Source organism: Streptomyces omiyaensis, from assembly GCF_014650895.1.
GTDB classification, from domain to species: Bacteria; Actinomycetota; Actinomycetes; order Streptomycetales; family Streptomycetaceae; genus Streptomyces; species Streptomyces omiyaensis.
In genome coordinates this window covers 55,381-80,434 of sequence record NZ_BMVV01000015.1, presented here as the reverse complement: position 1 = coordinate 80,434, position 25,054 = coordinate 55,381, and the positions used below count along the sequence as shown (strand labels likewise).

The following is a 25,054-nucleotide window of genomic DNA, read 5'->3' as shown; positions in this document are numbered from 1 at the left end:
GCGCGGCCGTTCACGCGCTCGGTTCACATAGGGTCCGGCCATGGCGGGCGGCACGCACGCGATGCCCACCCGGCACCCGTGGCTCGGGCAGGCGTTCGGCAGCCACCTGCTCTACGGCCCCGGGAAGTCCCGCTTCGACGACCACGGCCTCGCCCTGTACGAGCGGGCCGGTTTCGCGCCCGCCGACGCCGACCGGGCCGCCGCCACCGTCCTCGTCTTCGTCCTCGGCAGCGCCCTGGGCGCCGCGGCGCCCGACAGCACCTTCGACTTCGGCCTGCGGGCCGTCCTGGACGGCTTCGCGGCCACCCTCGCGCACCGGCGGGACGTCCCCTAGGGCCTGTCTGACCATGGGCGTCGGATCAGGCCGGGTCGTCCGGTGCGTGCGATCGGCGTGCGGCCGGGGCGCCCTCGGTCGGGGTCTCCCCCGCTCGAGCGAAGCCGAGAGCTCGGGGAAGGAGCTACTCGGGCGCCCCGGCCGTGCGGCACGGGGGCACCTCCCGCGCCCGAAGGGCTACGGGGGAGTGCGCGCCGGGCGGGCCGGACCCGACGGGAAGGGTCGGACAGGCCCTAGTTCCCGCGGCCGGCCCGTTCCACCAGGAACCAGCCCGCGAGGGCCATCGCGACGGCGGCCGGGGCGGTCACCGGAAGCGCGATCAGCGTCGCCGTCCGGCCCTCCAGGAGGCCGCCGAAGCCGGTCATCGACAGGCCGAGGACGCCGAGCAGCGCCAGGGTGATGCCGAGCGCCGCGGCCGGTCCGCCGGTGCCGGTCGCCGGGGCGGCGGGCACGGGGTGCTCGAAGCGGCGGAAGACGGCGACGAGCAGCGCCGTCAGGGCCGCCGCGGCGGCGATCCGCAGCGGGACCTGTGCCCACCAGGCGCCCGTCGCGGGCTCCGGGAGGCGGACGCCGGCGGCGAGCAGCGCCCCGTACACGCCGAGCATCGCGGTCAGGTGCCACAGGAACGCGGTCATCGCGATGCCGTTCGCGGCGACGACCCCGCGCCACACCCGGGCGCGGGCCGTGAAGCGGGCGCCCGGGCCCTTCAGGAGCTCGACCGCGCCGACCAGCCACAGGCCGTGGCAGAGCAGGGCGAGCGTGGGCGGCGCCATGTTGGAGACCTTCTCGCCGGGCATGCCGACCATGGACAGCGGATACGGCCCGAGGGCGACGAGCGCGGCGGCGCCGAGCAGGCCGGCGCCCGCGAGGACCGCCGGGCGGCGGATCATGCCGTCGGCGCGCAGGAAGCCGAGCTGGTGGACCGCCAGCCAGACGAGGGCGAAGTTCAGGAACTCGACGTACGGCACCCCGGCCGCGAACCGCGCCGCGTCGACCAGCGCCGCGCCCGCGGCGAGCGCGAGGAAGGCGCCCCACCCGTACCGCCCGTGGGCCTTCAGGAGCGGCGGGGTGAGGGCCACCATCGCCAGGTAGACGCCGATGAACCAGAGCGGCTGGGTGACGAGCCGCAGCGCCACCCCGGTCAGCCCCCCGTCGGCGCCGAGCAGCTGCACGGCGAGGGCGAGCGCGCCCCACGCCCCGATGAAGACCGCGGTGGGCCGCAGCAGGCGCTGGAGCCGGGTGCGCAGGAAGGCCGCGTAGCGGGGGCGGGAGCGGTGGGCGAGGGCGTGCGAGAAGCCGCCGACGAAGAAGAAGACCGGCATGACCTGGAGGCCCCAGGTCAGGACCTGGAGGCCGGGCACGACGGCGAGCAGGTTGCCGACCCGGCCGTCGGTGGTGACGGCCGCCATCAGCCAGTGCCCGAGCACGACGACCGCGAGCGAGGCGACCCGGAGCAGGTCGACGTAGCGGTCGCGGGTCGCCGGTGTCGCGGCGGCGAGGTCACGTGCGCTGGTTCCCATACCGGCACGATGCCGGTCGCCCCGCGACCACCGGCAGCGCTCGGATACTCACCTCGGACCTGAGTACGCCCCGGAACGACCGGGCCCGGGCCGGAGGCCGTGCTCCCGGGGGCAGCCGGGCCGGGCGGGGCTAGAGGAGCGTCGCCCCGGGGGCCGGGGAGGTCGCCGGCCGCGTCGCCCGGCAGGTGCCGGAGGCGGTGAGGGCGGCCGCGACGGCCTCGGCGGACTCGGCGTCCTTCACCAGGAACGCGGTGGTCGGACCCGAGCCCGAGACCAGCGCGGCCAGCGCGCCGGCCTCCGTGCCGGCCGCCAGGGTCGCGGCCAGCGAGGGGCGCAGCGAGAGCGCCGCGGGCTGGAGGTCGTTGACGAGGGCGGCCGCCAGGGCCGTGGTGTCGCCGGAGGCGAGGGCGTCCAGGAGCGCCGGGGAGGCCACCGGCTCCGGGATCTCGACGCCTTCCGCGAGGCGGTCGAACTCGCCGTACACCGCCGGGGTCGAAAGGCCGCCGTCCGCGACCGCGAAGACCCAGTGGAAGGGGCCGGCGACCGGCAGCGGGGTCAGCCGCTCGCCGCGGCCGACGCCGAGCGCCGCCCCGCCGACGAGGCTGAAGGGGACGTCGGAGCCGAGCTCCGCGCAGAGCTCCAGGAGTTCCTCGCGCGGGGTGCCGAGCCCCCACAGCGCGTCGCAGGCGAGGAGCGCGCCCGCGCCGTCGGCGCTGCCGCCGGCCATGCCGCCGGCCACCGGGATGGCCTTCGCGATGTGGAGGTGGACGTCCGGGGAGAGGCCGTGCCGGGCGGCGAGGAGCTCCGCGGCGCGCGCGGCGAGGTTGCCGCGGTCGAGGGGGACCCGGTCCGCGTCGGGGCCCTCGCAGGTGATCGTCAGGGTGTCCGCCGGGGTGGCGGTGACCTCGTCGTACAGGGAGACGGCGAGGAAGACGCTGGCGAGGTCGTGGAAGCCGTCGGGGCGGGCGGCGCCGACCGCGAGCTGGACGTTGACCTTGGCCGGGACCCGTACGGTCACTCCGCTCATGCCTTCGCCTCCGCGATCCGCGCGAACTCCTCCACGGTCAGCGACTCGCCGCGCGCCTGCGGCGAGATCCCGGCCTTCACCAGCGCCTCCTCCGCGGCGGCGGGCGAGCCGGCCCAGCCGGCGAGGGCGGCCCGGAGGGTCTTGCGGCGCTGTGCGAAGGCCGCGTCGACGACGGCGAAGACCTCCGCCTTGGTGGCGGTGGTGGCGACCGGCTCGGTCCGGCGGACCAGGGAGACGAGGCCGGAGTCGACGTTGGGCGCGGGCCAGAAGACGTTGCGGCCGATGGAGCCGGCGCGCTTGACGTCGGCGTACCAGTTGGCCTTGACGGAGGGGACCCCGTACACCTTGTTGCCCGGTCCGGCGGCGAGCCGGTCGGCGACCTCGGCCTGGACCATGACGAGGGTCCGCTCGATGGTCGGGAAGCGGTCGAGCATGTGGAGCAGGACGGGCACGGCCACGTTGTACGGGAGGTTGGCGACGAGCGCGGTCGGCGCCGGGCCCGGCAGCTCCTGGACGAGCATGGCGTCGGAGTGGACGAGCGCGAAGCGGTCCTGCCGTCCGGGCATCCGCGCGGCGATCGTCGAGGGCAGCGCGGCGGCGAGGACGTCGTCGATCTCGACGGCGGTCACCCGGTCGGCGGCCTCCAGGAGCGCCAGGGTGAGGGAGCCGAGTCCGGGCCCCACCTCGACGACGACGTCGTCCGGGCGCACGCCGGCGGTGCGGACGATGCGCCGGACGGTGTTGGCGTCGATGACGAAGTTCTGGCCCTTCTGCTTCGTGGGGCGCACGCCGAGGGCGGCGGCCAGCTCACGGATGTCGGCGGGGCCGAGGAGGGCGTCGGGGCCGTCGGGGCCGGTGGTGGTGCTCACCGGTACAGCCTAGGCCCTGTCCGGCGCCGATCGGCCGGACAGGGCCCGCCGCTCAGCCGAAGAGCCTGCGTCCGCAGTGCGGCCACGGTCCGGCGCCGCGCTGCACGTACAGCTTCTTCGCGCGGAAGGTCTGCTCGGCGGCGGGGGCGTCCTGGGCGACGCCGGAGCCGCCGAGGGAGCGCCAGGTGCCGGGGTCGAACTGGTAGAGGCCGCCGTAGGTCCCGGAGGGGTCGACGGCGTTCGGGCGGCCGCCGGACTCGCAGGCGGCGAGCGCGCCCCAGTCGAGGCCGTCGGCGCCGGCGACGGAGGCGGGGAGCGCGCGGGTGCCGACGCGGACCTTGCGGGAGACGGGTTCGCGGACGATCTCCTCGCCGGTGCGGCGGGGCTTCTGCCGGACGCCGTTGACGGACCGGAGGTGGTACGTGATCCGGCGCAGGCCCGGGACGCCCTGCCGTTCGACGACCTCGGTGCCGGCGAACAGGGCGGGGTCGCGGACGCGCTCGACGGCGTACGGCACGGCCTCCTCGCGGGTCTGGGTGGAGCCGGTGATCCGCAGCACGGTGACGGTCTGGCCGTCGCGGGGGAAGGCCTCGCGGGGCACGGAGGTGGTGTCCTCGCCGCCGAGGGTGATCCCGGCCTCGTCGAGGGCCTCGCCGACGGTGGCCGCGTTGGTGCGGACGGTCCGCTCGCGCCCGTCGGCGAGGAAGGTGACCGCGCGCTCGGTGCGGACGTCGAGGGCGAGGCCGGTGCGGGAGATCGCGGCGGAGCGGGAGACCGACAGGTGGGCGCCCTCGGCGCGGACGCCGAGCTGGCGCAGGGCGCCCTCGACGGTGTCGGCGGTGGTCCACACCTGGCGGCGGTAGCCGTCGAGGGTGAGGGAGACCGGCCGCCCGTACCGGAGGACGATCTCGTCGCCGCTGGCCAGCGCCTCGCCGGGGGCGGGGGCGACGATGTCGTGGGCGCCGACCGCGAGGCCCTCGTCGGCGAGGAGCTCGCCGACGTCGTCGGCGAAGGTGTGCAGGGTGCGCGGGACGCCGTCGACGGAGAGCCGGACGGCCTTGTCGTCGGCGACGAAGGCGCTGGTGCCGCCGGCCAGGAAGGCGACCACGAGGGCCTGCGGGACGAGCCGCCGCAGCCCGTCCCCGGCGGGGCGGGCGGCCTTGCGGCGGCGGGCGCCGCGGCGGGCGGCGGCCCGGCCCTGGGCGGGCACGGCGGCGGGCGCGGGAGCGGCGGGCGCGGGCGGCGGCGGCCCGGTGACGAGGGGCGCCGCCTGGGTGGGCTGCTCGTGGACGGGCAGCGTGGCCGCCGCCCCCCGCCGCCCGGCGCGGTGACTGGCCTGGGAAGTGCTCACGAGGCCGGGACCCTAGCCCCGGCGCCCGTCACTCTCCAAAACGACGCGACTACGCCACGTAACCGTTATGGATCGGTGATGCGGGCCGGCCGCGCACGCCCGGTACGGGGGCCGGCACAGGCCGCCGGTGCGGAGGCCGGTATAGGCGGCCGTCATGGGGGTCAGTAGTCGAAGGCGCGGGCCGTGTTCACCGCGATCGCCTCCGCCATCGCGTTCTCGTCGATCCCGCGCACGGCCGCCATCGCGCGGAGGGTGACCGGGATCAGGTAGGGGGCGTTGGGGCGGCCCCGGAAGGGCGCCGGGGTCAGGAAGGGGGCGTCGGTCTCGACGAGGACGAGCTCCAGCGGGGCGACGGCGAGCGCGTCCCGCAGCGGCTGGGCGTTCTTGAAGGTGACGTTGCCGGCGAAGGACATGTAGTAGCCCTCGGCGGCGCAGATCTCCGCCATGGCGGCGTCGCCGGAGTAGCAGTGGAAGACGGTCCGCTCGGGGGCGCCCTCCTCGTCGAGGACGCGCAGGACGTCGGCGTGGGCCTCCCGGTCGTGGATGACGAGGGTCTTGCCGTGCCGCTTGGCGATCTCGATGTGGGCGCGGAAGGAACGCTCCTGCGCGGCCATGCCCTCGGGGCCCGTGCGGAAGAAGTCGAGGCCGGTCTCGCCGACGCCGAGGACGTGCGGCAGGGCGGCGAGCCGGTCGATCTCGCCGAGCGCGTCGTCGAGGGCCGTGTCGCCGCCCGCCTCCCGGGCCCCCTGCCGGGACCAGCCGTCGGGATCGCCCAGGACGATCCTCGGGGCCTCGTTGGGGTGCAGGGCGACGGCCGCGTGCACGTTCCCGTACCGCTCGGCGGTCTCGGCGGCCCACCGGGAGCCCTTCACGTCGCAGCCGACCTGCACGACCGTCGTCACACCGACGGCCGCGGCCCTGGCCAGCGCTTCGTCGACCGTGCCGGACTGCATGTCCAGGTGGGTGTGCGAGTCCGCGACCTCCACCAGGAGGGGTTCGGGCAGCGGCGGCGGGGCGTCCTTGGCACTCATGGCCCCGATCGTACGAGGGCCATGGGCACGGGACTACCGGCTACTTCCTGCGGAACGGGTGGAGCAGGTCCGACAGGTGCCAGTGGTGCGGCACCGGCGGGATCTCGTCGCCCTCGGTCAGCTCCTGGCCGATGGGGCCGGCGGCCGAGACCGGCGCGGCCTCCTTGGAGCCGGGCCGGTGGTGCTCCGTCGCGGCGATCATGTCGAGGACCGAGGAGACCTGGCCCGCCCGCATGATCCGGACGACGTGCCCACCGCAGTTCATGCAGGTCGGACTCGACAGCGGGGACGGAACCCGCTCGCCCTCCGCCTTGTAGACGACGAACGCCTGACCGCGCGCGTCGACGTGGTGCTCGATGTCGTAGGCCTGCTCCCACCCGTACCCGCATCGCATGCAGGCGAAGGCGTAGGCCTCATGGGCGACGGATATGCCGGTGCCGGTGCTCTCGCTCATGCCAGCTCCTCTCCACTGGTCCAGTGGACGCCTTTTCGGGCCGGAGCGCATCAGCACGGAGGAAACCATGGAAGGTCCGTGGAGCGCTTTTGGCGTTCCCTTGCCACGCGCTTTCACCGCGGCTTCCCGGCACCGGTTTCGGCTTTGCCTTTCAGGTTAGCCCTTTACCGTTTCCGGGGCCCGGAGGCCTTTTTCACGACGCGTTCTTTGCCGCCACGACCGCATCGAAGACCTCCCGCTTGGGCAGCCCGGCCTCGGCGGCGACCGCGGCGATCGCCTCCTTGCGCCGCTCCCCCGCCTCCTCGCGCACCCGCACCCTGCGCACCAGCTCGGCCGCGTCCAGCTCCTCCGGCCCGGTCTCCGGGGCGCCCTCGACGACGACCGTGATCTCGCCGCGCACGCCCTCCTTCGCCCAGGCCGCCAGCTCGCCCAGCGGGCCCCGCTTCACTTCCTCGTACGTCTTGGTCAGCTCGCGGCAGACGGCGGCCCGGCGCTCGGCGCCGAACACCTCGGCCATCGCGTCGAGGGTGTCGTCGAGCCGGTGGGGGGCCTCGAAGTAGACGAGGGTGCGCCGCTCGGCGGCGACCTCCTTCAGCCGCCCCAGCCGCTCGCCCGCCTTCCGCGGCAGGAAGCCCTCGAAGCAGAAGCGGTCGACGGGCAGCCCGGAGAGCGCGAGCGCGGTGAGCACGGCGGACGGGCCGGGGACCGCCGTCACCTTGATGTCGGCCTCGACGGCGGCGGCGACCAGCCGGTAGCCGGGGTCGGAGACGGACGGCATGCCCGCGTCGGTCACCAGCAGCACCCGGGCGCCGCCGGCCAGCGCCTCGACCAGCTCGGGCGTCCGCGCCGACTCGTTCCCCTCGAAGTAGGAGACGACCCGTCCCGTCGTGTGCACGCCGAGCGCCCGGGTCAGCCCGCGCAGCCGGCGGGTGTCCTCGGCCGCGACGATGTCCGCGCCCTCCAGCTCGGCGACGAGCCGGGGCGGGGCGTCCGCGATGTCGCCGATGGGGGTGCCTGCGAGTACCAGCGTTCCTGTCACCCGCCCATCCTCCCAGCCCGGCCGGGCCCCCGCCGCCCCCGGGCGGGAGGCACCCCCGGGACGGTCCCGGCGCCGCCCCCGCACGCCCGCCCCCGCCCCCGGCGAGCAGCCCGCGCACGCCCGGTCCGCCCCCGGCGGGCGGCCCGCGGGGGCCGGGCCCCGCCGCGCGGCCGACCCGCACGCGCCCGGTCCCGCCCCCGGCGGGCGACCTGCGCGGGCCCGGTCCCTACGCGCGCACAGACGCAGTCCCTACGATGGCGCGGTGACCCGAACCGCACCCGAGGCCCCGGAGGGCCAGCACTCCATGGCGAAGACCGTGGCCGAGCCCCCTTCGTGGCAGCTCCGGCTGCGCCGCTTCGGCTACCGTCCGCCCGCCACCGGCACGCTCTCCCTCGGCACCAGGGACCGGCTCGACCCGCCGTACACCCGGCCCTCGCCGCGGGTCGTGTCGCTGCTCGGCCTCGGACCGGCCGCCGCCGACCGGCTGTGGCGGCTCGCCGCGTGGGGCGGACCGCTGCTGGTCGCGGCCGTCGCGGGCGTGCTCCGGTTCTGGAACCTCGGCAAGCCGCACGCGGTGATATTCGACGAGACGTACTACGCCAAGGACTCGTGGGCCCTGATCAACCAGGGGTACGAGGGGGCGTGGCCCAAGGACATCGACAAGACGATCCTGACCGACCCCGGCTCGGTCCTGATCCCGACCGACCCCGGCTACGTCGTCCACCCCCCGATGGGCAAATGGGTCATCGGCCTCGGCGAGAAGATGTTCGGCTTCGAACCGTTCGGCTGGCGGTTCATGGTGGCGCTCCTCGGCACGCTCTCCGTCCTGATGCTCTGCCGCATCGGCCGCCGCCTCTTCCGCTCCACCTTCCTCGGCTGCCTCGCCGGCCTGCTGCTCGCCGTCGACGGCCTGCACTTCGTGATGAGCCGCACCGCCCTGCTCGACCAGGTGCTGATGTTCTTCGTGCTGGCCGCGTTCGGCTGCATGGTCCTCGACCGGGACCGGACGCGCCGGCGGCTCGCCGCCGCGCTGCCGGAGGACGGGGAGGGCGTGCTCCGCCCCGACGCGGAGATCGCCGAGACCCTCCGGCTCGGCCTGCGCCCGTGGCGCATCGCGACCGGCGTGATGCTGGGCCTCGCGGCGGCCACCAAGTGGAACGGCCTCTACGTCATGGTCGCCTTCGGCCTGATGACGGTCCTGTGGGACGTCGGCGCCCGCCGCACGGCCGGCGCGGTCCGCCCGTACCTCGCGGTGGTCAAGAAGGACGTGCTGCCCGCCTTCGTCTCCGTGGTGCCGGTGGCCCTGGTGACCTACCTGGCGACCTGGACCGGCTGGCTCGTCACCGACAAGGGCTACTTCCGCGACTGGGCCGCGAAGCAGGACGCGCTGCCGAACGGCGGCGGCACCTGGTCCTGGCTGCCCGAGTGGCTGCGCAGCCTGTGGCACTACGAGACCGAGGTCTACAGCTTCCACGTGGGCCTCACCTCGCCCCACACGTACGAGTCGAACCCCTGGTCCTGGATCGTCCTCGGCCGCCCCGTCTCCTACTTCTACGAGTCGCCCGCCCCCGGCACCGCGGGCTGCCCCGCCTCCGCCGGCGAGAAGTGCGCCCAGGAGATCCTCGCCCTCGGCACCCCCCTCCTCTGGTGGGCCGCCTGCTTCGCCCTGGTGTACGTCCTCTGGCGCTGGGCGTTCCGCCGCGACTGGCGCGCCGGCGCGATCGCCTGCGCCGTCGCCGCCGGCTGGGTCCCGTGGTTCCTCTACCAGGAACGCACGATCTTCCTCTTCTACGCGGTCGTCTTCGTCCCCTACCTGTGCCTCGCGGTCGCCATGATGATCGGCGCGATCATCGGCCCCAAGGGCGTCACGGAGCGCCGCCGCACCTTCGGCGCCGTGGCCGCCGGCTGCCTGGTCCTCCTGATCGTCTGGAACTTCATCTACTTCTGGCCGATCTACACGGCCACCCCGATCCCGATGGACCAGTGGCGGGCGCGGATGTGGCTGGACACGTGGGTGTAGCGGCGGGAAAGCGGCGGAGGGCGTGAACGCGGTTCGGGCCCTCACCGGCGGCGAGGGACGTCCGTCTCGATGCGCCACGATTCGCCACCCCCCCAAAGCCCCTGCCTGCGGCTTCAGTTTGTTCCGCCAACCTCCGCCAGGGGCAGCCACGCTTTTTGCGCCACCGGCAAAAGCCTCATCCCTCCCATATTCGAGGGCTGGTGCTTGATGAAGCCGGGCAACTGCGGTTACCTCGTCCTGCGGCGGCTCCACGGCTCAGCGCCTGGGGCGCGTGCGCTGTACGCACGTCGGGCCCGGCTATGGGATGCCGCCCATAGCCGGGCCCGTGTGCGGGGCAGCGTGGGCCCGGCCGAGTACACGTCGGCCGGGCCCCTTCGATGCCCCGGCCAGCCGTCCAGTCCCTGCTGCCGCGTCAGACGAAGCGTTTGACGCCTTCCGCCATGGCAGTGATCGCCGTCGAAGCCGGCACCGCTGGTTCGGCCCGGCCTCGCGGCCGAGCGTCACGGCGGGGGTTCCTCTTTGTCGATCGCCCCATCAGGTCCGAGCTCCTCTCTCGACTCCCCGGCGGTACGGGGAACCTGTCGCACGACAGGTGCTCTGGGAGAGAAAGCAGCAGACACGTGCAACCTACCGCTACGCCGGAGCACTCCCGTGCGTGATCGACGGTTCGCCACTGTTCGCCACGCCCCGCCCGCGAAAGAGCCACCTCCCGCTCCGGCGACGGGGTTCGTGGCCGCCTCCTCCCGTCCGTCACCGCCCGCGGAAGGGCCCCGCCGTCCCCTCCGGGGGCACCCCGGAGGGGACGGGTGGGGTACGCGCTCCGAAGGTGACGGGAGGGGCGGGTGGTGCTCGACAGGTGTCGGAGGCGGCTGCTTGACTCGTGGGTCCACACGGGGAGGGGAACCCACATCATGCGCAGTGGAGCGAAAGTGGCCGTCGTCGGGGGCGTGTTCGCCGTCGTCGCCGGCGGGGTCGGTTACGGGGGCTACAACCTCTGGAACGGGGTCACGGGCGGCTCGGAGGACGTCGGTACGCGGTCGGCGCCGCGGACCGGTCCGGTGACGGCGGAGGAGGTCACCGCCACCGCGCGGGACTTCCTCGCCGCCTGGGCGGCCGGGGAGGCCGAGCGGGCCGGCGGGCTGACGAACGACCCGGTGGCGGCGGGCCCGGCGATCGCCGCGTACCGGGAGGGGGCCGGGGTCTCCGCGATGGAGCTCACGGCCGGGACGCCGGCGGGGACGGTCGTGCCGTTCACGGTGAAGGCGACCGTGACGTACGGCGGGGTGTCGAAGCCGTGGACGTACACGTCGAAGCTCGGCGTCGTCCGCGGCGAGTCCACCGGCCGGCCGCTGGTGCGGTGGACGCCCTCCGTGCTGCACCCGAAGCTGACGGCCGGCGCCACGCTGCGGACCGGCTCCGCGAAGATCCCGGCGGTGAAGGCGCTCGACCACGAGGGCGTCGCGCTGCCGCCCGAGAAGTACCCGTCGCTGGTGCCCGTCCTGGACGCGCTGCGGCAGCGGTACGGCGGGACGGCCGGCGGCGAGGCGGGCGTCGAGACCTGGATCGAGCACGCGAACGGCACGCCGAGCAGCACGCTCCTGGTGCTGTCCGCCGGGAAGCCGGGCGAGCTGCGGACGACGATCGACGCGGACGTGCAGGCGGCGGCCGAGAAGGCGGTCAAGGCCTTCCCCAAGGCGGCCGTCGCCGCCGTCGAGCCGTCGACGGGCGCGGTGCGGGCGGTCGCCAACAACCCCGCCTCCGGCTTCAACACCGCCTTCCAGGGACAGCAGGCCCCCGGCTCCACGATGAAGATCGTGACGGCGGCGATGATGATGCGGTACGGGATCGCCGGACCGGACACCCGGGTGGAGTGTCCGCCGACCGTGCAGTGGGACGGGGCCACCTTCCAGAACCTCGACCGCTTCGCCACCACCGGCGACCTGACCAACGCGTTCGCCATGTCCTGCAACACCGCCTTCATCAAGGCGATCACCCCGCTGAAGGACAAGGGCGTCCACAACACCGCGCTCGGCGACACGGCCCGCAAGTGGTTCGGCATCGGCGAGGTGTGGTCGGTCGGCGTGCAGACCAGCGACGGGTCCGTGCCCGAGTCCAGCGGCACCGAGACCGCCGCCTCGTACATCGGCCAGGGGAGGATCACCATGAACGCGCTCAACATGGCGTCGGTCTCCGCCACCGTGAAGGACGGCCGCTTCCGCCAGCCCTACCTGGTCCCGAAGGACCTGGACGGGCGGGAGTTCGCCACCGCCGAGCCGCTGCCGGGCGCGATCGCCTCCGGGCTGCGGGCGATGATGAAGGAGACGGCCACCGGCGCGCGCGGGACCGCCCTGCGGGCGATGGCCGGGGTGCCGGGGCCGAAGGGCGCGAAGACGGGCTCGGCGGAGGTCGGGACGCAGACCACCTCCAACAGCTGGTTCACCGGCTACTCCGGCGACCTCGCCGCGGCGGCCGTCGTCGAGGCGGGCGGGCACGGCGGCGACGCGGCGGGCCCGCTGGTGGCGAAGGTCCTGAAGGCGGGCTGAGCGCGGGCGGGGGCCGAGGCGGAGGCGGCACCGGGCCGGGGGCGGGGCCGGGTGGGGAAATGCGTCGCGTGTCCTCTCGACGCGCCGCTACCGTGCGGGCATGACGAACGACGCCACCGCCGCCGCCCATCCCCGTTTCGCCGCCGCCCTCGCCGAGTTGGGGCTCGACGTGGAGGTCCGCCGCTTCCCCGACGAGACGCGCACCGCGCAGCAGGCGGCCGACGCCATCGGCTGCGAGGTGTCCGAGATCGTGAAGTCGCTGATCTTCGCCGCCGACGGGGTCCCGGTGCTGGTCCTGATGGACGGGGCCTCGCGGGTGGACGTCGAGCGGGTCCGGCAGGCGCTGGGCGCGGAGGAGGTCACGCGGGCCGACGCGCGCGCGGTCCGGGAGACGACCGGGTACGCGATCGGCGGCGTGCCGCCCTTCGGGCACCTCGTCCGCACCCGCGTCCTGGCCGACGAGGGCCTCCTCGACCACGCGCGGGTCTGGGCGGCGGCCGGCACCCCGCACTCCGTCTTCGCCCTGCCGCCGAAGGAACTGGTCGCCCACGCGGGCGCGACCCTCGCGGACGTGCGCGAGCGCACCGCCTGACCCCGCCGGTCGCCTGCGTGGTGCTGGTCGCGGCGGTCACCACGCCCCGTGGACCGTCCCGGCCCACCGCATCCGCGGCCAGCCGCTCTCCTTCGCCCTCCTCGCGGGCGGCGGGGCGCCGATCGGTCCGGCGCCCGTCCCCTTCGTGCCCGCCCCGGCGGCCGGGGCGTGGCCGTACCCGATCGCCTCGGCGGTCCCGCACGTCGCGTACACGCACTGGTGGTCCGGCGCGGTGGCCTTCGGCGCGGCCGGGGCGCGGCCGGGGGACACGGTCCGGAGGCTCCTGCGGCCCACCGGGCGTGCGGCGCCTGCCGGGGTCGCGTCCCGGCCGGGGGATTCTCCGGCTCGTCCTCAGTCGCCCAGGATCTCGCGGAAGTGGCGGTTCACCGCCATCAGGCCGCCGTCGACGCGGAGGGTGGTGCCGGTGATCCAGGCGGCGTCGGGGGAGGCGAGGAAGGCGACGGCGGCGGCGACGTCCTCGGGGGTGCCGACGCGGCCGAGGGGGTAGGCCCGGTCGGCGAGGGCGGCGAGGCCCTTCTCCCTGCCCGCCCAGCCGGGGGTGGCGACGGTGCCGGGGTTGATCTGGTTGACGCGGACGCCGTGGGGGCCGGCCTCGCCCGCGAGGGTGCGGGTGAAGGAGCCCAGGGCGGCCTTCGCGGCGCTGTAGGCGTGGTCGCCGAAGTCGGCCTCCGCGTTGACCGAGCCGATGGTGACGATCGCGCCGGCGGTCGCCGTCAGGTGCGGGAGGGCGGCCCGGGAGCAGTGGACGGCGCCGAGGAGGGTGCCGTCGAGCTGGCGGCGCCAGTTGTCGTCGGGGTCGTCGACGAAGGGGACGAAGGCGTTGTTGACCAGCACGTGGAGGGCGGGGAGTCCGCCGATCAGCCGGTCGATCGCCGCGCGGTCGGTGATGTCCAGGCGGTGGGGCGTGGCGCGCGGGAGCTCCGCCGCCACCCGGTGCGCCGCCGCCTCGTCGATGTCGGTGACCAGGACGTGCGCGCCCTCCGCCGCCAGGCGGCGGGCGGTGGCCGCGCCGATGCCGCTGCCCGCGCCCGTGATCAGTGCCGTCTGTCCCTCGAAACGGTTCATGCCGCCCATCAGAGCAGGGACGCGACCGCCCTCACCAGTGCCTGGGCGCGGGGATCGGAGGTGACCGTCCGGCGCATGCCGTTGGTGACGTAGGCGAAGGCGGTGCCGGACTCGGGGTCGGCGAAGGCGAGGGAGCCGCCGCGGCCGGGGTGGCCGAAGGAGGTCGGGCCGAGGAGGGGGGAGGCGGGGCCGTGGAGCATGTGGCCGAGGCCGAAGCGGGTGCCGACCAGGAGGACGCGGTCGGGGCCCGCCGACTCCTCGGTGCGGGCCAGGGCGAGGGTGGCGGGGGCGAAGAGGCGGGGGGCGCCGTCGGCGAGGGGGCCGAGGGTGGCGGCGTAGAAGCGGGAGAGGGCGCGGGCGGTGGCCACTCCGGCCGCGCCGGGGAGTTCGGCGGCGCGGTAGGCGGGGTCGTTCTCGTCGGGCTTCGGGGTGATGACCTCGAAGGCCCGGCGGGTGAGGGAGGCGGGGTCCTCCCACGCCTGGGTGACCGAGCGCTTGGGGCGGAGGCGGAGGGCTCCGGTGTCCTCGGGGGCGTCGACCGGGGCGAGCCGGCCGACGCGGTGGGCCTCCGTCTCCGGGAGGCCGATCCACAGGTCCAGGCCGAGCGGGTCCGTGATCTCCTCGGCGATCCAGCGGCCGATCGTGCGGCCGGTGACGCGGTGGACCAGGCCGGAGAGGAGCCAGCTGAAGGTGTGGGCGTGGTAGCCGTGGGCGGTGCCGGGGTCCCAGGCGGGGGCCTGGGCGGCGACGGCGGCGGTGGACGCCTCCAGGTCGGTGGCCTCGGCGAGGGTGAGCGGGCGGTCGAGGACGGGGACGCCGGCCTGGTGGGCGAGGAGCTGCCGTACCGTCACGCGGTCCTTGCCCGCCGCCTTGAACTCGGGCCAGTACGTGGCCACCGGGGCGTCCAGGTCGATCCGGCCGCGCTGGTGGAGGAGGAGGGGGACGGCGGCGGCGACGCCCTTGGTGGCCGAGCGGACGACCTGGGCGGTGCCTTCCTCCCAGGGCTCCGTGCCGTCGGCGTCCCTGGTGCCCGCCCACAGGTCGACGACCTTGGCGCCGTCGTGGTGGACGGCGACGGCCGCGCCCTTCTCGCCGCGCTGCTCGAAGTTGCGCAGGAACGCGTCCCCGACCGGCTCCCAGCCCGGTGCCACCGTGCCCTGGACGTCCACCTGACCCACTCATCCTTTCGTACGAACGGGTCCCATGGTCTCAGGCGACGGAACCCGGCACGAAACCGAAGGGCAGTTCGAGGCGGTGGCGGGTCATGAGCTCCTCGTCGGAGAGGATCTCGCGGGTCGGGCCGTCGGCGGCGATCACGCCCTCGCTGAGGACCAGCGAGCGCGGGCAGAGCTCCAGGGCGTACGGCAGGTCGTGGGTGACCATGAGGACGGTGACGTCGAGGGAGCGCAGCACGTCGGCGAGTTCGCGGCGGGAGGCCGGGTCCAGGTTGGAGGACGGTTCGTCGAGGACGAGGATCTCCGGCTCGGTGGCGAGGACGGTGGCGACGGCGACCCGGCGCCGCTGCCCGAAGGAGAGGTGGTGCGGGGGCCGGTCGGCGTAGCCGGCCATGCCGACCTTCTCCAGGGCCCGCTCGACGACGGCGTCGAGTGCGGCGCCGCGCAGTCCCGCGGAGGCGGGTCCGAAGGCGACGTCCTCGCGGACGGTCGGCATGAAGAGCTGGTCGTCGGGGTCCTGGAAGACGATGCCGACCTTCCGCCGGATCTCCGCCATGTGCTTCTTGCCGACGGGCAGCCCGGCGACGGTGACGCTGCCCGCGCCGGCGGCGAGGATGCCGTTGAGGTGGAGGACGAGGGTGGTCTTGCCGGCGCCGTTGGGGCCGAGGAGGGCGACCCGCTCGCCGCGCCCGATGGTGAGGTCCACGCCGAAGAGGGCCTGGTGGCCGTCGGGGTAGGCGTAGGCGAGGCCGCGCACGTCAAGGGAGGGGGTGCTGGTCATCGTGGTCATCCCAGGAGGGCGAGGAGGCAGATCGGGAGGGCGGCGAGCGGCAGCGCGAGGGCGGCCGCCCACTGGGCGCGGTCGGCGGGGCGCTCGTCGAGGAGCGGCATGGTGCCGGTGTAGCCGCGGCTGACCATGGCGAGGTGGACGCGTTCGCCGCGCTCGTAGGAGCGGATGAAGAGGGCGCCGGCGGACTTGGCGAGGACGCCCCAGTGGCGGACGCCGCGGGCCTCGAAGCCCCGGGAGCGGCGGGCGATGGACATCCGGCGCATCTCGTCGGTGACGACGTCCCCGTAGCGGATCATGAAGGAGGCGATCTGGACGAGGAGCGACGGCAGTCCGAGGCGCTGGAGGCCGAGGATCAGGCCGCGCAGTTCGGTGGTGGCGGCGAGGAGCACGGAGGCGGCGACGCCGAGGGTGCCCTTGGCGAGGATGTTCCAGGCTCCCCAGAGGCCGGGGACGCTGACGGCGACGCCGAGGACGGTGGTCTGTTCGCCGGGGACCACGAAGGGCATGAGCAGGGCGAAGGCGACGAAGGGGACCTCGATGGCGAGCCGCCGGAGCAGGAAGCCGACGGGGACGCGGGCGAGCGCGGCGACCGCGGCGAGCAGGGCCGCGTAGCCGGCGAAGGCCCAGACGGCCTCGCGCGGGGTGGTGACGACGACCAGCACGAAGCCGAGGACGGCGACGAGCTTGGTGTGCGGGGGCAGGCCGTGCACCGGCGAGTCCCCCCGCCGGTACAGCTTGTGGGCGTGCCCCGCTCCCACGTCAGACCCGGGCGCCAGTGTCGCCCTGGGCGCGGCGGCGGCGGGCGGCCCAGAAGACGCCGGTGCCGGCGGCGAGGGTGAGGCCGACGCCGATCACTCCGGCGAGGCCGCCGGAGAGGCGGGCGGAGTCGATGCCGCGGACGCCGTAGTCGGCGAGCGGGGAGTCGGCGGTGGCGTGCTCGTACGCGTCGGCCTTGGCGTCGATGCCCTGGTCGGCGGCGACCTTCTCCAGGCCGTCGGGGCTGGCGGAGGCGTAGAAGGAGACGACGCCGGCGAGGACGAGGGCGGCCACGACGCCGCCGATCCACACCTTCTTCGGGGAGCCGCCGTCCGGGGACGGGGCGGGGGCGGGGGCCGGGGCCGCGTCGACGAGTTCGCCGTCGACGCGGAGCTTGAGCGGGGCGGCGAGGCCGCGGGCGCCGTGGACGAGGTCGGGGCGGACGGCGAGGACGGCGCCGACGGTGAGGGCGGTGATGACGGCCTCGCCGATGCCGATGAGGACGTGGACGCCGAGCATGGCGGTGAGGACCTTGCCGATCGGCACGTCCGTGGTGCCGCCGACGGCGTAGACCAGGGTGAAGGCGGCGGCCGAGGCCGGTACGGAGACGAGCGCGGCGACGAAGGCGGCGGCGGTGACGCCGCCCCGGGTGCGGGGCAGCACCGCCTGGAGGCCGCGGAAGAGGAGGTGGGCGGTGACGACGGTCACCACGCCCATGACGGTGATGTTGACGCCGAGGGCGGTGAGGCCGCCGTCGGCGAAGAGGACGCCCTGCATGAGCAGGACGACGGCGATGCACAGGACGCCGGTCCAGGGTCCGACGAGGATCGCGGCGAGCGCTCCGCCGAGGAGGTGGCCGCTGGTTCCGGCGGCGACCGGGAAGTTGAGCATCTGGACGGCGAAGACGAAGGCCGCGACGAGGCCCGCGAGCGGGGCGATCCGCTCGTCGAGCTCCTTGCGCGCGCCACGCAGGCTCACGGCGACGGCGGCGGCGGCGACGACGCCGGCGGCGGCCGACACGGGGGCGTTGATGAATCCGTCGGGTACATGCACGTCCCGCATGATGAGCGCTCCTGCAAAAGGCTCGCAAGAGCGTCCGGATCACAAGATGGCCACTGTGAGGCCGGACACTCTCCGTCCGCTTCGGGAGTGAGCGTGCGGCTCCGGGGGAAGAATGCCACATTGAGTAGCAAACCGTATCCCTACGTGAGGAGCCCGCGATGGCCGCCGTCGAGGACCACGCCCGGGGCCGGCTGATCAGCGACGCACCCGTGGCACGGGCCGTACCGGTCGCCCTCCGCTACGACCCCGGCTTCTCCCCCGCCACCGTCCGCTTCGTCCTCCCCGGCGGGGTCGAGTGGTCCTTTCCCCGCGCCCTCCTGGAGGACGGCCTGCGGGAGCCCGCGCACCGCGGCGACATCGCGGTCTGGCCGTGCGGGCGGGTCCAGACGGTCGTCGAGTTCCACGGCGAGGACCGGGTCTCCGTCGTCCAGTTCGACAGCTCCGCCCTGAACCGCTTCCTGGAACACACGTACGCCGCCGGCACGTCGTCACTGACGACGCGCTGACGGCGTACGGCCGCGTCGGCTCCCCGTCCCCACAGGTTCCGGCGCGGTCCGGGGCGCCCCCCGCTCAGGGGCCGCCCCGGGGACTACGGGGGTGTCACGCCTTCACGAGGTCCGGCTCCGGGGCGCCGGTCCGGTCGTCGTGCGCGGTGAGCCCCTCGCCCTCCACGTCCACGTTGGGCAGCGCCCGGTCGAGCCACTTCGGCAGCCACCAGGCCTTGTGGCCGAGGAGCGCGAGGACGGCCGGGACGATCGCCATGCGGACGACGAAGGCGTCGAAGAGGACGGCGACGGCGAGGCCGAAGCCGATCATCTTGATCATCTGGTCGGTCATGCCGATGAAGCCGGAGAAGACCGCGATCATGATCACCGCGGCGGCGGTGACCACCCGGGCGCTGTGCCGGAATCCGGTCACGATCGCCTCGCCGGGCCGCTCGCCGTGGACGTACGCCTCGCGCATCCGGGTCACGAGGAAGACCTCGTAGTCCATGGCGAGGCCGAAGACGACGCCCACCATGAAGATCGGCATCATCGACATGATCGGGCCGGTCTGCTCGACGCCGAACAGGCTGCCCAGCCAGCCCCACTGGAAGACCGCGACGACGGCGCCGAGGGCGGCGACCACCGAGAGCAGGAAGCCGAGGGCGGCCTTGAGCGGGACGAGCACCGAGCGGAAGACGACGGTGAGCAGGACGAAGGCGAGGCCGACGACGAGCGCCAGGTAGGGCACGAGGGCGTCGTTCATCTTCTCGGAGAAGTCGATGTTCATCGCCGTGGCGCCGGTGACGAGGACGTCGTCGCCGGTGGCGTCGCGGATGTCGTGGACCAGGTTCTCGGTGGCGCCGGAGGACGGGCGGTCCTTCGGGATCACCGTGATCATGGCGGCGTCGCCGGCCTTGTTGGGCGTGGCCGGGGTGACGGCGGCGATGCCGTCGAGGCGCTCGATGGTGGAGACCGTCTTGTCGGCGGTGGCCCTGTCGCCGTCCACGACGACGAGCAGCGGGCCGTTGAAGCCGGGGCCGAAGCCCTCGGAGAGCAGGTCGTAGGCGCGGCGCTCGGTGGCGGAGACCGGCTTCACGCCGTCGTCGGGCAGGCCCATCTCCAGGGAGGCGGCCGGGACGGCGATGGCGCCGAGGCCGAGGACGCCGGCCAGCAGGACGAAGAGCGGGCGGCGGATGACGAAGCGGGCCCAGCGGGTGCCGGCGTTCGGCTTCCCGGACTCCTCCGGGGACCCGGCGCCCTTGCGCTGCTTGCGGCCGATCACCTTGTCGCCGGCGAAGCCGAGCAGCGCGGGGATCAGGGTGAGCGCGATCAGGACGGCGATGACGACCGTGCCGGCGGCGGCGAAGCCCATCTTCGTCAGCATCGGGATGTTGACGACGGCGAGGCCGACGAGGGCGATGACGACGGTGAGTCCGGCGAAGACCACGGCCGAGCCGGCGGTGCCGGTGGCCCGGCCCGCGGCCTCCTCCTTGTCGCGCCCGTCGGCCAGTTCGGCGCGGTAGCGGGAGACGATGAAGAGGGCGTAGTCGATGCCGACGGCGAGGCCGATCATCATCGCGAGGGTGGAGGTGGTGGTGCCGAGGTCGAGGACGTTGGCGAGCGCGGTGATCGCGGAGACGCCGATGCCGACGCCGATGATGGCGGTGAGCAGCGGGAGTCCGGCCGCGACGAGCGAGCCGAAGGTGATGACGAGGACGATGCCGGCGATGACGACGCCGACGATCTCGCCGGCCCCGGTCTCGGGCATGCTCTGGAGGGCGTCGCCGCCGAGCTCGACGGTCAGGCCCTTGCCCTGGGCCGCGTGACCGGCCTGCTTGAGGGCCTCACGGGTCTCGTCGGTCAGCTCCATCCCGTTGACCTTGTAGGCCACGGAGACGTAGGCGGTGGAGCCGTCCTGGGAGACGGCCCGGGCCGTGTACGGGTCGGAGACGGAGACGATCTGGTCGGAGCCGGACTTCAGCGCGGCGACGGTCTCCTCGACGACGGCCTTGGGGGCCGCGTCGGTCATCTTGCCGCCGTCGGGGGCCTTGAAGACGATCCGGGCGGTGGCGCCGTCGGCGCCGGCGCCGGGGAAGCGCTCCTCGAGCAGGTCGAAGGCGCGCTGGGCCTCGGTGCCGGGGATGGAGAAGGAGCTGGAGGTCGCGGCGGGCGCGGTCGCGGCGCCGATGCCGGCGACGGCGAGGAGCGCCACCCAGAGGAGGGCGACGAGCCGTCGGCGCCGGAAGGCGGTACGGCCCAGTTTGTACAGGAAGGTGGCCACGGGTGCGTACTCCCATAGTGGGGCGGGACAGGGCATGGGGAGCCGGCCCGACGGCGTGAGCGGTGCGCAGTCAGGTGGAGCGGGGACGAACGGTGGTGCGGGGTCAGACGCCGAGTGAGGGGAGCACCACGGCGTCGACGTAGGCGAGCAGGAAGGCGCGGTCGACCGGCTGGTCGTCGACCAGCGGGCGGGCGACGAACGCCCCGATCAGCATGTGGGGGACGAGCTTGAGCGCGGGGTTGTCCGGATCGATCTCGCCGCGGCGGACCGCTCGGGCGAGGACCTCGTCGAAGCCGTTCAGCTCGGGCTCGATGAGCAGCTCGCGCAGGGCGCGGTGCAGGTCCGGGTTGTCGTGGACGGCATGGGCCAGACCCCGCATCAGCGCGGTGTCCTTCTCCATCTGGCAGTCGTCGGTCAGTTCCATGAGGGCCTGGAAGTCGCCGCGCAGCGAGCCGGTGTCGATCTCGGTGAGACTGACCGGCTTGTTGTGGCGCAGGGCCCGGGCGACCAGCTCCGGCTTGCTCCCCCACTGGCGGTAGAGGGTGGCCTTGCTGGAGTGGGTGCGGGCGGCGACGGCGTCCATGGTGAGGGCGTCGTAGCCGACCTCGCGGAGGAGGTCGAGGACGGCCGCGTACAGCTCGGACTCCCGCTCGGGAGTGAGTCTGCTGCGGGCCATGCCGTACCTCCGGACCGAACGAAACGGTTTCGTACTCTTCGTACGGTACGAAGGTACCCCTCCGTCCAGCGAAACGAAACCGTTTCGTACGTGTTCTGGGCCACACCGCCGGGCACACGCACTCCTGTACGAGTTGCCGCACCCCCTCCGCGCGGAAAGCATGAACGGGTGAGAGACGACGTGGCCTACCTCCGCTTCCCGCACCTCCACGACGACCTGCTGTGCTTCACGGCCGAGGACGACCTCTGGCTCGCGCCGCTCGCCCCCGAGGGGGAGAGCCCCGGACGCGCCTGGCGGCTCACGGTCGACCGCACCCGGGCCGGACACCCGCGCTTCTCCCCCGACGGGCGCCACATCGCCTACACGAACTGGCGCAGCCTGGACCCCGAGATCCACCTCGTGCCCGTCGACGGCGGCCACGCCCGCCAGCTCACCCACTGGGGCTCCGCCGACACCCGCGTCTGCGGCTGGTCCCCCGACGGGGACATCCTCGCCGTCTCCTCGCAGGGCCAGCCCTTCTCCTACTTCTCCTGGGCCCACACCGTCGCCACCGACGGCTCGCCCGGCCGCCGGATGCCCTGGGGCCCGGTCTGCGACATCGCCGTCCGGGACGTCGACGGCGAACGCCGCACCCTCCTGCTCACCGGCACCCCGCCGCACGAGCCCGCCGCCTGGAAGCGCTACCGGGGCGGCGCCACCGGCCGCCTCTGGCTGCACGGCGAACGGCTCCTGCCCGACATCGGCGGCCACCTCGCCGACCCCCTGTTCGTCACCGCGCCGCCCGGCGAGGAGGGCCACCGGATCGCCTTCCTCTCCGACCACGAGGGCATCGGCAACCTCTACTCCTGCCGCCCCGACGGCACGGACCTGCGCCGCCACACCGACCACGCCGACTTCTACGCCCGGCACGCCTCCTCCGACGGGCACCGGGTCGTCTACCAGTGCGCCGGCGAGCTGTGGATCGTCGACGACCTCACCGCCGGCTCCGAGCCGCGCCGCCTGGAGGTCCGCCTCGGCGGACAGCGGGCCGGCCGCCGCCCCTACCAGGTGCCCGCCGCCCGGCACGTCGACGCGCTCTCCGTCGACGAGACCGGCCGGGCCAGCGCCGTCGGGGTGCGCGGCAGCCTGTACTGGCTCACCCACCGCGACGGCCCCGCCCGGACCATCACCGACACCCCCGGCGTCCGCGTCCGGCTCCCCGAGATGCTCGGCAGCGGCGGCCAGGTCGCCTACGTCACCGACGCCGAGGGCGAGGACGCCGTCGAGATCGCCTACCTCCCCCGGGCCAGCGGCGACCGGGCCCCGCGCCGGCTCGCCGCCGGGGAGCTGGGCCGCGTCGAGGAACTCGTCGCCGACCCCGACGGCGAACGGCTCGCCATCGCCTCGCACGACGGCCGGCTCCTCCTCATCGACGCCACCGAGGACTCCAACGGCGAGGTCACCGAACTCATCCGCTCCGTCAACGGCCCCGTCCGCGACCTCGCCTTCTCCCCCGACGGCGCCTGGCTCACCTGGTCCCACCCCGGCATCGGCCGCTCGCTGCGCTCCATCAAACTGGTCCGCATCTCCGGACCCGGCCCGCGCGCGATCGCCGACGTCACCAACGGGCGCTTCGAGGACGAGAACCCGGTCTTCACCAGCGACGGGCGCTACCTCGCCTTCCTCTCCTGGCGCGGCTTCGACCCGGTGTACGACGTCCACACCGGCGACCTGTCGTTCCCGCTCGGCTGCCGCCCCTACCTCGTCCCGCTCTCCTCCGCGACCCCGTCCCCCTTCGCCCTGCTCCCCGACGGGCGGCCCGCGGCCGGCGGCATGGACCCGGCCGACGACGGCGCCGACAGCGGCGACGGCACGGTCACCGTCGAGATCGAGGGACTCCCCGACCGGGTCACCCCCTTCCCCGTCGCCGCCTCCAAGTACTCGGCGCTCGCCCCGGTCTCCGGCGGCGGCCTGGTCTGGCTGCGCTGGCCCATCTCCGGCGCCCTCGGCGAGACCTTCGCCAATCCCGCCGACACCTCGGGGCGCCCCACCCTGGAGCACTTCTCCGTCGTGAAGGCCCGCCGCACCGAACTCGCCCGCGACCTCGACTGGTTCGCCGTCAGCGGCGACGGCACCCGGCTGGTCGTCTTCGACGAGGGCGAGCTGCGGGCCGTCCCCGCCACCGAGCCCGGCGACGGCGACTCCACCGTCTACCTGGACCTGCGCCGCATCCTCCACGAGGTCGACCCCGGCGCCGAGTGGCGGCAGTCCTACGACGAGGCCGGGCGGATCGTCCGCGCCTACTTCTGGGAGCCCGGCATGGGCGGCGTCGACTGGACGGCGATCCTCGACCAGTACCGGCCGCTCCTCGAACGGGTCGCCTCGCCCGACGAGTTCGCCGACCTGCTCCGCGAGGTGATGGGCGAGCTCGGCACCTCGCACGCCTACGTCACCCCCGCCCGGCGCAACGAGGGCCCCCCGCACTACCAGCGCCCCCAGGGCCTGCTCGGCGCCAACCTGGTGCCCAGGGACGGCGGCTGGGTGGTCAAGCGGATCCTGCCCGGCGAGTCCTCCGACTCCAAGGCCCGCTCACCGCTCGGCGGCACCGGCATCCGCGAGGGCGCCGCCCTCACCCACGTCGACGGGCGGCCCGTCGACCCGGTCACCGGCCCCTACCCGCTGCTCGCCGGCACCGGCGGCACCACCGTCGAGCTCACCTTCACCCCCGCCGGCGGCGAGGGCCGCTCCCGCCGCGTCGCCGTCGTCCCGCTCGTCGACGAGCGCCCGCTCCGCTACCAGGACTGGGTCGCCAAGCGCCGGGCCGTGGTCCGGGAGCTGAGCGGCGGCCGCTGCGGCTACCTCCACATCCCCGACATGGGCGGCTCCGGCTGGGCGCAGTTCAACCGCGACCTGCGGATGGAGGTCTCCCGGCCGGCCCTCATCGTCGACGTGCGGGGCAACGCCGGCGGCCACATCAGCGAACTCGTCGTGGAGACCCTCACCCGCAGGATCATCGGCTGGGACCTCACCCGCGACGCCCAGCCCGTCAGCTACGCCTCCAACGCGCCGCGCGGCCCGGTCGTCGCCCTCGCCGACGAGGCCACCTCCTCCGACGGCGACATGATCACCGCCGCCTTCAAGCTCCTCGGCCTCGGCCCGGTCGTCGGGCAGCGCACCTGGGGCGGGGTGGTCGGCATGACCGGCCGGCACAAGCTCGGCGACGGCACCCAGATCACCGTCCCCATGAACGCGGCCTGGTTCACCGCGGGGGGCTGGTCCGTGGAGAACCACGGCGTCGAGCCCGACCTGGCCGTCCTGCGCACCCCGCTCGACTGGGCCGAGGGCCGGCACGCCCAGCTCGACGACGCCGTCCACAAGGCCCTGGCCCTGCTGGACGCGGAGCCGGCGGCGAGCCCGCCCGGCTACGAGGACGTGCCGGACCGCTCCCGCCCGAAGCTGCCCCCGAGGTCCAGCTCGTAGGCGGTGCCGAGTTCGCCGACCTCCAGGACCACGGCACCGACGGCACCGAAACCGGCGCGGGCGAGGACCGCCCGGGAGGCGTCGTTGCCGTGGGAGACGACGGCCGTCAGCCGGAGGAGTCCGTACTCCTCCGCGGCCCGCCGGATCACCTCGCGCACCCCGGACGTGGCGAGCCCACGCCCGGTCGCCTTCTCGGCGAGCCGGTAGCCGAGTTCGGCGGTGCCCGCCACCGGGTCCACCTCGTTGAGGTTGATCCGGCCCAGGACCTCGCCGTCCTCGCCGACGAGCACGTGGAAGTGGATCTCCCCCGCCTCCTGCGCCTCGATCAGCTCACGGTGCCGGGCGTCGAACTCGGCGAAGTACGCGTCCCCCCGGTCGGGGACGCGGCCGGCGAAGAAGGCCCGGTTCTCGCGCTCGAAGACGAGGAGGGCGGCGGCGTGGTCGGAGCGTATGCGCTCGAGTACGACGGACATGGGAGGAGCGTACGAAGATCCGCCCGGCGAG

At 74.6% G+C, this 25,054-nt stretch carries 22 protein-coding genes; 6 read left to right on the top strand and 16 right to left on the bottom strand.

The window, feature by feature from the left end; all coding sequences use genetic code 11:
• The first annotated feature begins 40 nt into the window (after positions 1 to 40).
• On the top strand, positions 41 to 334 hold the full coding sequence (locus IE287_RS23750) for a hypothetical protein (protein WP_229883677.1): 294 nt from the start codon (positions 41 to 43) through the stop codon (positions 332 to 334).
• Between the two features lie 233 nt (positions 335 to 567).
• On the opposite strand, the gene IE287_RS23745 is transcribed toward IE287_RS23750, so the two are convergent.
• The 7 genes from IE287_RS23745 to rsmI form a co-directional block, all read right to left on the bottom strand.
• On the bottom strand, positions 568 to 1,854 hold the full coding sequence (locus IE287_RS23745; protein ID WP_189851193.1) for an acyltransferase family protein: 1,287 nt from the start codon (positions 1,852 to 1,854) through the stop codon (positions 568 to 570).
• A 130-nt stretch (positions 1,855 to 1,984) separates the two neighbouring features.
• Positions 1,985 to 2,881, bottom strand: a complete 897-nt coding sequence (locus IE287_RS23740; RefSeq protein WP_189851192.1) for a 4-(cytidine 5'-diphospho)-2-C-methyl-D-erythritol kinase — start codon at positions 2,879 to 2,881, stop codon at positions 1,985 to 1,987.
• On the bottom strand, positions 2,878 to 3,750 hold the full coding sequence (gene rsmA, locus IE287_RS23735; RefSeq protein WP_189851191.1) for a 16S rRNA (adenine(1518)-N(6)/adenine(1519)-N(6))-dimethyltransferase RsmA: 873 nt from the start codon (positions 3,748 to 3,750) through the stop codon (positions 2,878 to 2,880). Before rsmA ends, IE287_RS23740 begins: the two co-directional genes overlap by 4 nt.
• Positions 3,751 to 3,802: 52 nt before the next feature.
• Entirely contained in the window at positions 3,803 to 5,101 is a 1,299-nt protein-coding gene (locus IE287_RS23730) for a resuscitation-promoting factor (RefSeq protein WP_189851190.1), read from the bottom strand.
• A gap of 161 nt (positions 5,102 to 5,262) precedes the next feature.
• Positions 5,263 to 6,132 (bottom strand): TatD family hydrolase, encoded by an 870-nt coding sequence (locus IE287_RS23725; RefSeq protein ID WP_189851189.1) that lies wholly within the window; start codon positions 6,130 to 6,132, stop codon positions 5,263 to 5,265.
• 40 nt (positions 6,133 to 6,172) lie between these two features.
• Positions 6,173 to 6,586, bottom strand: coding sequence for a hypothetical protein (locus IE287_RS23720; protein WP_189851188.1), 414 nt, complete (start codon positions 6,584 to 6,586; stop codon positions 6,173 to 6,175).
• A gap of 193 nt (positions 6,587 to 6,779) precedes the next feature.
• Positions 6,780 to 7,625 (bottom strand): 16S rRNA (cytidine(1402)-2'-O)-methyltransferase, encoded by an 846-nt coding sequence (rsmI, locus tag IE287_RS23715; RefSeq protein ID WP_189851187.1) that lies wholly within the window; start codon positions 7,623 to 7,625, stop codon positions 6,780 to 6,782.
• 262 nt (positions 7,626 to 7,887) lie between these two features.
• Between rsmI and IE287_RS23710 the strand changes: the two genes are divergently transcribed.
• The 3 genes from IE287_RS23710 (at position 7,888) to IE287_RS23700 (ending at position 12,780) form a co-directional block, all read left to right on the top strand.
• Positions 7,888 to 9,645, top strand: a complete 1,758-nt coding sequence (locus tag IE287_RS23710) for a dolichyl-phosphate-mannose--protein mannosyltransferase (RefSeq protein WP_373307882.1) — start codon at positions 7,888 to 7,890, stop codon at positions 9,643 to 9,645.
• A gap of 911 nt (positions 9,646 to 10,556) precedes the next feature.
• Positions 10,557 to 12,188: a penicillin-binding transpeptidase domain-containing protein gene (locus IE287_RS23705; protein ID WP_189851186.1), complete on the top strand. Its 1,632-nt coding sequence runs from the start codon at positions 10,557 to 10,559 to the stop codon at positions 12,186 to 12,188.
• Positions 12,189 to 12,288: 100 nt separating this feature from the next.
• The gene (locus IE287_RS23700) at positions 12,289 to 12,780 is read left to right on the top strand and encodes a YbaK/EbsC family protein (RefSeq protein ID WP_189851185.1); all 492 of its coding nucleotides are present in this window, start codon (positions 12,289 to 12,291) and stop codon (positions 12,778 to 12,780) included.
• 36 nt (positions 12,781 to 12,816) lie between these two features.
• On the opposite strand, the gene IE287_RS23695 is transcribed toward IE287_RS23700, so the two are convergent.
• From IE287_RS23695 to IE287_RS23670, 6 genes are all read right to left on the bottom strand, one after another.
• Complete coding sequence (locus IE287_RS23695) at positions 12,817 to 13,050, bottom strand: hypothetical protein (RefSeq protein WP_189851184.1); 234 nt, start codon at positions 13,048 to 13,050, stop codon at positions 12,817 to 12,819.
• 81 nt (positions 13,051 to 13,131) lie between these two features.
• Complete coding sequence (locus tag IE287_RS23690; protein WP_373307881.1) at positions 13,132 to 13,875, bottom strand: SDR family NAD(P)-dependent oxidoreductase; 744 nt, start codon at positions 13,873 to 13,875, stop codon at positions 13,132 to 13,134.
• Complete coding sequence (locus IE287_RS23685) at positions 13,875 to 15,035, bottom strand: serine hydrolase domain-containing protein (RefSeq protein ID WP_189851290.1); 1,161 nt, start codon at positions 15,033 to 15,035, stop codon at positions 13,875 to 13,877. Before IE287_RS23685 ends, IE287_RS23690 begins: the two co-directional genes overlap by 1 nt.
• A gap of 40 nt (positions 15,036 to 15,075) precedes the next feature.
• Complete coding sequence (locus IE287_RS23680) at positions 15,076 to 15,822, bottom strand: energy-coupling factor ABC transporter ATP-binding protein (RefSeq protein ID WP_189851182.1); 747 nt, start codon at positions 15,820 to 15,822, stop codon at positions 15,076 to 15,078.
• A gap of 5 nt (positions 15,823 to 15,827) precedes the next feature.
• Positions 15,828 to 16,589 (bottom strand): cobalt ECF transporter T component CbiQ, encoded by a 762-nt coding sequence (gene cbiQ, locus IE287_RS23675; protein WP_189851181.1) that lies wholly within the window; start codon positions 16,587 to 16,589, stop codon positions 15,828 to 15,830.
• A 1-nt stretch (position 16,590) separates the two neighbouring features.
• Positions 16,591 to 17,640 carry an energy-coupling factor ABC transporter permease gene (locus IE287_RS23670; protein ID WP_189851180.1) on the bottom strand — a complete coding sequence of 350 codons (1,050 nt, stop codon included), beginning with the start codon at positions 17,638 to 17,640 and terminating at the stop codon, positions 16,591 to 16,593.
• Between the two features lie 167 nt (positions 17,641 to 17,807).
• On the opposite strand from IE287_RS23670, the gene IE287_RS23665 reads away from it, so the two are divergent.
• Positions 17,808 to 18,155, top strand: a complete 348-nt coding sequence (locus IE287_RS23665) for an SsgA family sporulation/cell division regulator (protein WP_189851179.1) — start codon at positions 17,808 to 17,810, stop codon at positions 18,153 to 18,155.
• 94 nt (positions 18,156 to 18,249) lie between these two features.
• On the opposite strand, the gene IE287_RS23660 is transcribed toward IE287_RS23665, so the two are convergent.
• Both IE287_RS23660 and IE287_RS23655 read right to left on the bottom strand, forming a co-directional pair.
• The gene (locus tag IE287_RS23660) at positions 18,250 to 20,415 is read right to left on the bottom strand and encodes an MMPL family transporter (RefSeq protein WP_189851178.1); all 2,166 of its coding nucleotides are present in this window, start codon (positions 20,413 to 20,415) and stop codon (positions 18,250 to 18,252) included.
• A gap of 103 nt (positions 20,416 to 20,518) precedes the next feature.
• Entirely contained in the window at positions 20,519 to 21,091 is a 573-nt protein-coding gene (locus IE287_RS23655; RefSeq protein WP_189851177.1) for a TetR/AcrR family transcriptional regulator, read from the bottom strand.
• A gap of 168 nt (positions 21,092 to 21,259) precedes the next feature.
• Here IE287_RS23655 and IE287_RS23650 point away from each other — a divergent pair, with 168 nt between their 5' ends.
• The gene (locus tag IE287_RS23650) at positions 21,260 to 24,550 is read left to right on the top strand and encodes a S41 family peptidase (RefSeq protein ID WP_189851176.1); all 3,291 of its coding nucleotides are present in this window, start codon (positions 21,260 to 21,262) and stop codon (positions 24,548 to 24,550) included.
• On the opposite strand, the gene IE287_RS23645 is transcribed toward IE287_RS23650, so the two are convergent.
• Positions 24,493 to 25,023 (bottom strand): GNAT family N-acetyltransferase, encoded by a 531-nt coding sequence (locus IE287_RS23645; RefSeq protein WP_189851175.1) that lies wholly within the window; start codon positions 25,021 to 25,023, stop codon positions 24,493 to 24,495. The genes IE287_RS23650 and IE287_RS23645 overlap by 58 nt on opposite strands.
• Positions 25,024 to 25,054 lie beyond the last annotated feature (31 nt).